Genomic DNA, 11416 nt, shown 5'->3' on the forward strand with positions numbered 1-11416 from the left:
CGCGGTGTCCAACTCACGCCGGAGTCAGTCGAGGTGTAAAGCTGGCCGCCATTGACCACCGCGACCAGTTTGTTCCCATCGGCTGAGGAGGCGACTGAATACCAGTTTCTGTTGCTTTCGCGCGGCGTCCAAGTCACGCCGGAGTCGGTCGAGGTGTAAATCTGGCCGGCAAAAAAACCACCTACCACCGCGACCAGTTTGCTCCCATCGGCTGAGGAGGCGACTGACCACCAGCTTCTGTTGCTCTCGCGCGGCGTCCAACTCACGCCAGAGTCGGTCGAGGTGTAAATCTTGAAGTTTACTTCCACCGCGACCAGTTTGTTCCCATCGGCTGAGGAGGCGACTGACTGCCAGAATATGCCGCCGCTATTGCGCGGCGTCCAACTCACGCCGGAGTCGGTCGAGGTGTAGATCTTGTCGCCCTGTTCCACCGCGACCAATTTGCTGCCATCGGCTGAGGAGGCGACTGAATACCAGTTTCTGTTGTTCTCACGTGGCGTCCAATTCAAACCAAACGTGCCGATGTTCGTCCCGATGACCGACTGCCCCGCATTCTGCACAATCTTCCAGCCACCTGCTCCTACTCCCGACACCCGCACCAGATCGCCCACGTTGGGGTTCGTCGGTAGAGTGATCGTCACCTGGCTCGCATTGGTGACCACATAACCGGTGTTGGGTTGGGCCTGTTGCGTCGTGCCCGCGACCACCTGCCACTGCAACGTTCCGGGCACGTTGGTCAGTCCCGACCCGTTGCCGGTGAGCGTGCCTGCGGAAAAGCTGCCGCTGGCGTCACGCCTGACAATGGTGTTCGGGATATTCGCGGCTGTTGCGGCATTGGCGGCCAACGCGCCATTCGCGACGTTGCTCGCGCTCTGGCCGCCCACGGCTGACACCACCGTGGCGCTTTGCGTGCCCGTCACATCGCCTGCCAGTGCGCCGCTGAAACCGCTGGCTGTCGTGGCATTGGTCGCGTTGATTGCATTGGTTGCGTTCGTGGCATTGGCCACCGTGCCCGTGACGTTCGCGCCGGGCAGCGTCGCCGTAGTGATCGAGCCGGTGAGCTTGTTGCCGCTCACCGAAACGATCTTCGCATCGGTGACGCTGCCATCCGCCAGCTTGGCCGTCGTCACTGCATTGTTGGCGATGACCGTCGCGCCTTGCGTCCCCGTCACCTCGCCCGCCAAGCTCCCGCTGAAATTGACGGCACTGGTTGCATTGGGTACCGCACCCGTGACATTCGCGCCGGGCAGGGTGGCAGTCGTGAGCGAACCGGTGATCTTGCTGCCCGCGACATCCACAATCTTGGCATCCGTCACGCTGCCATTGGCCAGCTTCGGATTGGTGACGCTGCCATCGGCGAGTTTGGCCGTTGTCACTGCATTGTTAGCGATCGCCGTCGTGCTTTGTGCGCCCGTGACATCCCCGGCCAGGCTCCCACTGAAATTGACGGCGGTCGTGGCCGTGGTCGCGTTCGTAGCAGTCGCCACCGCGCCGCTGATCTTGCTGCCTGACACAGCGGCGATCTGCGCATCGGTTAGGCACAGGGTACAGGCTGCCGAAAGACTGTTTGCCGCATTTGCTGTGGCCGCGTTCAGACTCATCAGGGCATAAGGCGTCGCGGTGATCGGTTGGAGCGGCGCCAGCGTAGTGAACGCGCCCGTACTGACGCCGGGCCGCACGCTAATTTCCAGCCAGCGGTTCGCCCCGGCAAAGACTGCCGCGCCGAAATCCAGCGTGACGGTAAAGATCCCGCTGCTCACCGTGACATCTTCGCGCACGATGGTCGAGCCCACTTGATTGCCGCTCAACAGCGCGTCGAAGAGACGAAACTGCAAATCGTAAGTACCATTGGCAGGATTGCCCGCATCGGTCAGCTTGCCTTGATAAGTGAAGGCAGTGGTTTGGGCCAAGACCACATTGATTAAACACAAGGCGACCAGCAAGACTGTAGTCAAGAATTTTGGAATGTTCATCGTTGCTTCCGTTCAACGTTCATTAGGTTTCTGTTGTAGCCGCTTCTCGCGCTCTGCTTTCTGGCGTTGCATCAAGTCGGGGTGGCGTGCCCACTCGATACCTTTTTCTTCAGGTTGCCCGAAGACTTCTGGATTCAGGTAATGGCCGCGCTCTTTTTCGGTCTTCGTCTCTTCCACGGCGATGCGGTGCGCATTGGCCCACGCATCCTGCCGGATACCGGTTACCTGCCATGAGACTTCGACGTTGGGTTTGTCAGTTTTGATGGTGAAGTGGTTGTCCTGAATCTTGCGGGAGACCATCGCTTGAGCGAATTGCCCGATCACGGTGAGTTGGTAGCGAAAGTCCCGGTTGAGCGCCGTGAAGTAATCCGGCAAGGTGATCGTTGCCTCCCCACTTGCGTCCGTCGCAACGTTGCCGTTGTAGATATTCATCATATCTGGCGATTCGACGAAGGAGTGGGACAGGTATTTGTTTTCGGGGTCGAGCGGATGGTCAATTTGGAATGAGCCTCCATTTTTCGTTAGCGTGCCGTTAACCCGCACACGACCTTCGAACCAGCCAGCCCAGCCACCAGAGTTCGGGTTAACATAACCATAGATGCCTACGCCTGTACCAGTTCCACCGGAACCACCATATATGGCAAACAAATTGCTTGTAATACCGCTAATAACGCCAGTCGCATCCATGCGCTCGGTGAAAACTGAAGTTCCATTGACATGAAATGTTCGTAAGGGCAATGAAGTGCCAATACCTACATCGCCATTTTGTCTAATAACGAGGCGCGGTTGGGATGCGGTACGATCAAAGATCCCGAACAACCCGGGCGTGCCCAAAACGCCGCTTTCTATCGTCCAGACCTGCTGCTGATTTTGCAAATTGCTTCCCAGGCTCAACACGGCGCGTTCATTGACGCTATTGATATTGGCTTCGAGTATCCCGCTACTTTGTATGTGCAGCTTGTAACCGGGACTGGTCGTGCCAATGCCGACATTCGTATCAGCGGTCGCTCCATTAACACCGTTGATGCTGCCTAGGACGAGGCAGTTGCCGCAGTCAACCTGCGCACGTGCACCAATGGCGGTAACATTATTCAGCGAGGCAGTACCAAAATTTGCCAGGTACCCGAGCGCGGTATTTTCACCACCCGTCGTGTTGGAGTAACCAGCATAAGCACCGGAGAAACTGTTGTTGGAAGCTATCGTGTTGGAGAAACCAGCCGCATACCCGGAGAAGCTGTTGTTAGAACCCAAGTTGTTGTAACCAGCATAAGCACCAGAGAAACTGTTGCTAAACCCCATTGTGTTGGCCCGCCCCGCGCTATACCCAGCGAAGGCGTTATGACTGCCCGCGAAAATGGCTGCCCCACCCGGTCCGCAATTGGCACAAAGCAGCGCTCCGCCAGTGGTCGCTTGTCCCGCACCACTGCCGATGAAGATATTTTCCCGACCATCCGTCAGCGCATTGCCAGCGTTTAACCCAACCAGCAAATTGTTCACGCCAGTGTTTGGCCCCAAATTCAGCACGCGATTGCCGCCGAGGTTATATTGCGTCGTCACGTTGACGATGTTGCCGGACAGTGTGCCGCCCGCCGTGCCGTTGCCGCTGATGTTGAAGTTGCTGCTGGCTTGTTGCGTGGTACTGTTCTGAATGTAGCTCGCGCTACCCGCCGGAACCCCCGCCACCGGGATCGTGCCGGTGATCTTGCTGCCAGCCACTGTCGCAATCTTGGTGTCTGTCACGCTGCCATCGGCAAGCTTGGCCGTTGTCACGCTGGCATCAGCTAGCTTGGCTGTCGTCACGTTGTTATCGGCTAACTTAGCCGTCGTCACAGCATTAGCAGCTAATTCGGTCGCGCTGACGCCACTCGCTGCGATACCTACGGTCACATTGCCCGTCGTGCCGCCACCGCTCAGACCCGTGCCAACCGTCACGCCAGAGATCGTTCCACCGGAAGTCGCCGCCAGTTCAAAGCTGGCTGGATTGACGCCATCATTTTTATAGCGCAAGACCTTCCCGTCATCGGTCTGCACGGGCGTAGGCAAGGGTAGATTGCGCAGCTTCACTACGGTGGCAGTGTTCTGATTGCCAGTCACATCCCCGGCTAAGGCACCGCTGAAATTAGCCGCCGTCGTTGCATTCGTTGCACTCACGGCATTCGTGGCATTGGCTGCATTGGTTGCATTGGTTGCATTGGTTGCATTGGCTGCGCTGGTCGCGTTCGTGGCATTCGTCGCATTGGCGACCGCGCCCGTGACATTCGCGCCGGGGATGGTGGCGGTGGTAAGCGCACCGGTGATTTTGCTGCCCGCGACATCCACGATCTTTGCATTGGTGATGCCGCCATCCGCCAGCTTCGCGCCGCTCACGCAACCGTTACAGGCTGCCGACAAGGCATCGGCGCTCGCTGCATTCGTCGCATTCGTGGCAGTGGTGGCCGTTGCTGCCGCATCAGCGCTCGCCGCGCTCAGGCTCTTGATGGCATAGGGCGTTGAGGTGATCGGTTGCAGCGGGGCCAGCGCGGTGAACGCGCCCGTACTGACGCCGGGCCGCACGCCGATTTCCAGCCAGCGGTTCGCGCCCGGAAATGCCGCCGCGCCGAAATCGAGTGTCACACTGAAAATGCCATTGCTGACTGGTACGTCTTCACGAATGAGCGTTGAGCCTGCTTGATTGCCCCCTACGAGTGCATCGAAAAGGCGAAACTGCAAATCATAAATGCCGTTGGCGGGATTGCCCGCGTCGGTCAGCTTGCCTTGATAGGTGAAGGCAGTGGTCTGTGCGTGAGCTACGCTGCCGAGCAAACAGGCCAGCATCAGCGCGATCCAACGGGGGTAATGAGTGAGAGCCATCCGATTCATGGTTTGTCTCCTGAGAATGATGATTGCTCGTTAATCGCTAAGGCTTGCGTGATTGGCAGACCGGAGCGGCGGGTTGTTGCGCGCAGACGAGTTGTTTCAATTGCTCGATCTGAGCGCTTTGTTGTTGTTGTTGTTCCTGTTGCTGTTTGAGTTGCGTTTGTTGTTGCGTGATAAGTTCCTGCTGTTCCTTGATCGCGTTGAGCATCGTCCAGAGGATGGGATCGCTATTGAGTTGCAGATAGCCTTGTGGAGTTCGGCTTACGGCTTCGGGCAGTACCTTTTCGACCGCTTGCGCGCTAAACCCGACTGCCTCGCCGCTGCTTGGCAACCCTAGCGCATTATCCGGTTTGTATTCGTAGCGGATCGGTTGCAATTGCAGCAACGTGCGGAGGCCGGGCGTGAAGCGCCCTTTGATATTTTTCAAGCGTTCGTCTGAAAAGACGGCCCAGGTTGTCCCGCCAGCGGCTTTCGAGGCGTTCCCATTGACTGACAAGAGTTGATCGGGAGTTCCCGTGCCAATGCCGACACTGCCGTTTTGAAAAGAGACCGCCCCGCCATTGGGTTGAATCGTCAGGCGTGGCACGTTGGCGTCCCAGAGATAGAATTGATCACCATTGAAATTTTGTGAGGTACCCAAGGTCCAAACTTTATTGGTGGTCTTGAAATTGAGCCGCGCCCAGGCGTTCGTCCCGCCAGTGGTTTCGACTCGGACGTCGGTGGAAACATTGCTGGCGACGTGTAGTTTGGCCAATGGCGTGGTTGTGCCGATGCCGACGTTTCCATTGAGCAATGAATCGCCGCGCACGTCTAACCGGGCGAGGGGCGTGGTTGTGCCGATGCCGACGTTTCCACTGACCAACGAATCGCCGCGTACATCTAGCCGGGTGAGTGGCGTGGTCGTGCCGATGCCGACATTCGTATCGGCAGTTGCGCTGTTGACTCCATTGATGCTGCCTAACACCAGGCAATTACTGCAATCCACCTGTGCCCGCGCACCGATGGCGGTGGCAGAATTTACATTATCACTGACAAAAGCGTTATAACCGAAGGCGTTGTTGTTGACACCATTCGAACCTAAGGATCCCGCAGATGTCCCTACGAAGGTGTTACAGCAGCCTGTACGGTTTGCCTGACCAGCCTGGTATCCGAAGTAGACATTATTTTCACCGGTTGTGTTGAGAGAACCCGACTCCGAGCCGAAGAAGGCATTGTTGCTACCAATCGTATTTCCAAAGCCTGCACCACTTCCGAAAAAGGAATTACTCTCGCCCGTCGTATTTCCAAAACCTGCACCACCTCCGAAAAAGGAATTACCGTCGGCTGTCGTATTTTGAAAACCCGCTTGGGAGCCAAAGAAAGCATTGTTTCCGCCAACCGTGTTCAAGGCCCCTGCAAAAGCACCGAAGAAGGCGTTGTCACCGCCTGTATTCAAAGCCCCTGCACTGGTGCCAAAGAAGGCATTGGAATTACCCGTGATGTTGGCTTTGCCCGCTTCAAAACCGACGAAGGTGTTATGGCTGCCATTGTAAATGTCCCGCCCGTCTGGCCCGCAGCCTGCACAAGATACCCCGCCGCCGGTAGTCGCTTGTCCCGCGCTGGTGCCGGTGAAGGTGTTTTCGCGGCCATTCGTCAGCGCATTGCCAGTGTTCAAACCAGCCAGCAAATTATTCACGCCCATGTTCGGCCCCAGGCTAAGGAGGCGATTGCCGCCGAGGTTATATTGCGTCGTTACATTGACGATGTTGCCCGACAGCGTGCCGCCTGCCGTGCCGTTACCGCTGATGTTGAAGTTGCTACTGGCTTGTGGCGTCGTGCTGTTTTGCAGGTAGCTCGCACTGCCCGCCGGAATCCCTGCCACTGGAATCGTGCCAGTGATTTTGCTCCCGGCCACTGCCGCGATCTTGGCATCGGTGACGCTGCCATCCGCCAGCTTGGCCGTCGTCACTGCATTCGTGGCTAACTCAGTCGAGCTGACGCCACTCGCTGCGATGCCCACGGTCACATTGCCGCTCGCGCCGCCACCACTCAATCCCGTGCCTGCCGTCACGCCCGTGAGCGTGCCGCCGGAATTGTTGTCTGCCGCCGGTTCCCACTGATTGGTCGTGCCGTTGTATTTCAGCACCTGCCCCGCAGCCGGTGCCGTGCCAGCCAGCGGTTGGCCACGCAGTTTGGCGACGGTGGTGGTGGCCTGCGCGCCGGTAACATCACCCGCGAGCGCGCCACTGAAGTTGACGGCAGTCGCCGCAGTGGTGGCAGTGGTTGCGTTCAAGCTCTGCACCGCATAGGGCGTTGAGGTGATCGGTTGCAGCGGGGCAAGCAAGGTGAATGCGCCCGTACTGACGCCGGGTCGCACGCTGATTTCCAGCCAGCGGTTCGCGCCGGGAAACGCCGCTGCGCCAAAATCGAGCGTGACGGTAAAAAGCCCGCTGCTCACTGTGACATCTTCGCGCACGAGTGGCGCGCCCACCTGATTGCCGCTGACCAGCGCGTCAAAGAGGCGAAACTGCAAATCATAAATGCCGTTGGCGGGATTGCCCGCGTCGGCCAGCTTGCCTTGATAGGTGAAGGCGGTGGTTTGGGCGAAGACCGCAGCCGTTAAGCACCAGATCGCCAGCCAGACTGTAGTCAAAGATTGGCGATAACGTATTGCTGGAATGTTCATCGTAGCTCCCGTTCAGCGTTCATTCGGTTTCTGTTGTAGCCGCTTCTCGCGCTCTACTTTCTGGCGTTGCATCAATTCAGGTTGTAGCGCCCGCTCGATACTTTTTTCTTCCGGCTGTCCGAAGAGTTCTGGATGTAAATAGTGTCCACATTCTTTCTCTGGTTTGTCTTCCTCCACCACGATGCGACATGCGTTAGCACATACGGCGTGCCCGGTCTGGCGTGACTCACCTGACGACCGGTACTCCCACATAACTGAGTGGCAGGAACTGGCCATTGCCGATGTATTGCAGCTCAATCGCCGTGGACTGCCCACCAGTCAGAGAGCCTGCTACCCCCACCGTGGTATTGCCGCCCGCTGAGGGTGCCGAGGTGTAAATCTGGCCGTTCCTGACCAGCGCGACCAGTTTGCTCCCATCGGCTGAGGAGGCGACTGAATACCAGCTTCTGTTGCTCTCGCGCGGTGTCCAACTCACGCCCGCCATGAATAAGTTCGCCCCGATGACCGACTGGCCGGCGTTCTGCGCGATCTGCCAGCCGCCCGCTCCCGCCCCTGACACCCGCATCGTGTCGCCCACGTTAGGCGCCGCTGGCAACGTAATGGTCACCGGGCTGGCATTGGTCGCTATATAGCCGGTATTAGATTGCGCTTGTTGCGACGTGCCTGTGACGACCTGCCACTTAAAAATTCCGGGTACGTTGGTCAGCCCTGACCCGTTGCCGTTCAAGGTTCCCCCAGTTACCGTAAGACTCCCGCCAACAACGCCGTTGCCGCTGATATTGAAATTGCTGTTGGCCTGGGGCGTAGACGTGTTTTGAATGTAACTACCGCTGTTCGTGGGCAAACTCCCGATCTGTGTGCCCGACACGCAGCCCATGCAGGCTGGCGAAAGGCTATCAGCGGTCGCGGTGTTGGCGCTCTTGATGGCATACGGCGTTGCCGTAATGGGTTGGCGTGGGCCCAACGTAGTGAATGTCCCGCTGCTGGGCGGCTCGACCCCGATTTCCAGAAAGCGGTTCGCGCCTGAAAATACGCCTGCCCCGAAATCCAATTGCACGGTGAAAACACCCGCCGTCACTGTCGTATTCGAGACGACCACGGGCGTACCCTGCTGCGTGCCAGTGCCGACAGTCGCCGTATCAAAAAGTTTGAATTGCAAATCATAATTGCCATTCGCCGGGCTGCCCGCATCAATCAATTTACCTTGGTACGTAAAAGCGGTGGTTTGCGCCCCGGCAAATGGCGCGTAGAGCGCAAAGAAAAAGGTAGCTAAGACAAGCCCGTGCTTGCGCTGCCAAATTGAATGGATAAGCATGGCGGCGTTTTCCCGTGATCAATCTTTAGGTTGATAGGTGCGCTTGAGCACAAGTCAGGCGAACGTTGTGCTGCTCGTTCTGACTTGAGCGTGGTTTGCTCAGGCAGCAGCACCTCAACTGCCTCGCGGTGTCACCCACTCAGGGATAGTGAGGCGCTTGCTTGGGTGACGGTGATTTTGTTGCGTTTGACGGTGAAAACTTACGTGGTGGCGGGGGTGGGTGTCTTTCGGCTTGCTTGAAAAGTTTATGACCGTTTTATGACTGCGGCTTATGTCTCTTCCTGCAAAGCATTTATATGAATTCGGGGAATTCCGGCTTGATCCCGCTGAGCGGTTATTGTTGCGCGCGGGTGAACCTTTGCCGCTGACGCCGAAGGCCTTTGAGATGCTGGTGGTGCTGGTCAGTCAGAGTGGACGCCTGCTGACCAAAGAGGAACTTATGCGCGCCGTCTGGGGTGAGGCTGTGGTTGAGGAAAACAACCTCAACAAAAACATCGCGGCGTTGCGCAAGGCGCTGGGCGAATCTGTGAATGAGGCGGGCGAGGGACGTAAATTTATCGAAACCGTGCGCGGGCACGGCTTCCGCTTTATGGCTCCGGTCGCCGAAATTGAAGTCGAGAGCCAGTCTGGAGTACGCCGCGCCGTCGTTTCTGCTATTCCTGCGCCAGAGCTAGAGCATGATCATGACGATGCTATTCCACCAGCCGCGACGCGCGCTGCCCTTGCTCCGACGCTCGCAACACCACCGCCCGTCATTGAGCAAAATCACCAACCGCCAACGCTTTGGGCCAAACTTGGGAAACCAGCAGTGATGCTCAGCCTATGGCTGATTGCTGCTGCTGTAACATTCTGGTGGTTGAAAGAGCGGGTGGTAAAAACGCCTGGCGAAATGAAGCTGATGCCACTGATCAGTGGCGGTGATATTTACTGCGCCAGCCTTTCGCCGGACGGTAAATTTTTTGTTTACGTGAACACGGATGAGGGCGGCCAAAGCTCACACCTCTGGTTGCGGCAGTTGGCAGGCGGGCAGCCCCTCGCGATTGGGCCAGTGCTCACCTTGGATCAATCCGTTCAAGGGACGACCTTTGCGCCGGATGGACAGTTCGTTTACTTCACGTTGCTCGATGCGCACGAGCCACACGGCGCGCTCTATCGTGTCTCCCTGCTGGGCGGGGCGGCGAACAAAGTGCTGGCGGAAATCGTCTCGCCCGTGGCTTTTTCACCCGATGGCCAGCGGTTGGCGTTCATTCGACGCGAACGCGCGGGCGCGCCCGCCACCAGCCTGATCATCGCCGATAGCACGGGGGGCAATGAACGTACTCTGTTGACGCGCAATGGGCCTGAGTTTGTTGGCGGGCCAAGTTGGTCGCCTGATGGCAAAGAGATCGCTTGTCAATTACTGCACGAAGCCACTCAGACGAGTGAAGCCGTGTGGACAATCATTGGTGTTGACCCGCAAAACGGTGCAACCCGCCTGTTGACGCCACAGGAATGGAGAGGTCTTGGACGCTTCGCCTGGTTGAGTGATGGTAGCGGCCTGGTGCTGGCGGGCACCAAACCGGGCGAAGCCGGAACAGCGCGCGACCCACTCTGGTTGATCGCGCAACCCACTGGAGTTACGCGCCGCCTCACGCCCGATACAAATCGGTATTCCTATGATTCGCTCAGCGTCAGTCAGGACGGTCAAACCCTGCTGACCATTTCTCTCAATCGCCCGTCGCAAATCTGGTCAGTCCCGGTGCAGGGGCGCGGCCCGCAAACACGCTACGAAGCGCGCGATGCGGCGCCCTTAACGACCGGCAACCGGGAAGGCCTGGCGGGATTGCTCACCCTGGCTGACGGCCGCATCGTTTATGGCGCCCGCACAGGCGAGCGGATTGCCTTGTGGCAAATGGATGCCGCTGGCAAACAGGCCAAAGAATTGACGATTGCTCCGTCTTTTCTGGAGGAAGTTGCCGCGCCGCTGGATGGCAGCTTCTTTGTCTTCGCTTCAACCTTCGCCGGGCGCGAGCACCTTTTCCGCGTTGAGTCCGATGGCGCGAATCTGCGGCAATTGACCGGTGGTGCGGCTTATGAGGTTGATTCGGATATTTCACCCGATGGACGCTGGATCGTCTATGGCTCGCAACCCGCCTCTGGCAAATCCGAAACATCTTATCTCTGGAAAATCCCGGCAGCGGGTGGCACGCCCCAGCGTCTGACCGATTATGAAGCCGAGACACCGCACGTTTCTCCTGATGGCCAATGGATTTCTTTTCTTTATCAGGATGCTGAGACACATTTGAAATTAGGCATCATCCCGGCGTCAGTGGGCGGCGCACCTGTCAAAAGCTTCGATTTTCCCAGCCAAGCGGCTTTCAATGTGGGCAGCCAGTGGATGCCCGATGGCCAAGCCTTAAGCTACATCGTGACGAAAAAATACGTCAGTAATATCTGGGCACAACCACTTGATGGCAGTGCGCCCCACCCGCTGACCAATTTCACTTCCGGGGTGATTTACCGCTATGCCTTTGAACGCGGTGGCCAACGACTCTATGTGGCACGCGGTAACCCAATCAATGACTTACTCTTGCTCAGAGACTTCAGGTAAGCGCTGACGAATCAGCA

At 57.8% G+C, this 11416-nt stretch carries 5 protein-coding genes; 1 reads left to right on the forward strand and 4 read right to left on the reverse strand.

Annotated elements, in window-relative coordinates; all coding sequences use genetic code 11:
- From HY011_15625 to HY011_15640, 4 genes are all read right to left on the reverse strand, one after another.
- The coding region (locus HY011_15625; protein ID MBI3424361.1) for a hypothetical protein at positions 1-1973 on the reverse strand (1973 nt) is incomplete at its 3' end.
- Positions 1974-1985: 12 nt separating this feature from the next.
- Positions 1986-4832 carry a hypothetical protein gene (locus HY011_15630; protein MBI3424362.1) on the reverse strand — a complete coding sequence of 949 codons (2847 nt, stop codon included), beginning with the start codon at positions 4830-4832 and terminating at the stop codon, positions 1986-1988.
- A gap of 37 nt (positions 4833-4869) precedes the next feature.
- On the reverse strand, positions 4870-7494 hold the full coding sequence (locus HY011_15635) for a tail fiber domain-containing protein (protein MBI3424363.1): 2625 nt from the start codon (positions 7492-7494) through the stop codon (positions 4870-4872).
- A gap of 226 nt (positions 7495-7720) precedes the next feature.
- Positions 7721-8809 carry a hypothetical protein gene (locus tag HY011_15640; protein MBI3424364.1) on the reverse strand — a complete coding sequence of 363 codons (1089 nt, stop codon included), beginning with the start codon at positions 8807-8809 and terminating at the stop codon, positions 7721-7723.
- 271 nt (positions 8810-9080) lie between these two features.
- Between HY011_15640 and HY011_15645 the strand changes: the two genes are divergently transcribed.
- The gene (locus HY011_15645) at positions 9081-11399 is read left to right on the forward strand and encodes a winged helix-turn-helix domain-containing protein (GenBank protein MBI3424365.1); all 2319 of its coding nucleotides are present in this window, start codon (positions 9081-9083) and stop codon (positions 11397-11399) included.
- Positions 11400-11416 lie beyond the last annotated feature (17 nt).

Source organism: Acidobacteriota bacterium, assembly GCA_016196035.1.
Lineage (GTDB): Bacteria > Acidobacteriota > Blastocatellia > RBC074 > RBC074 > JACPYM01.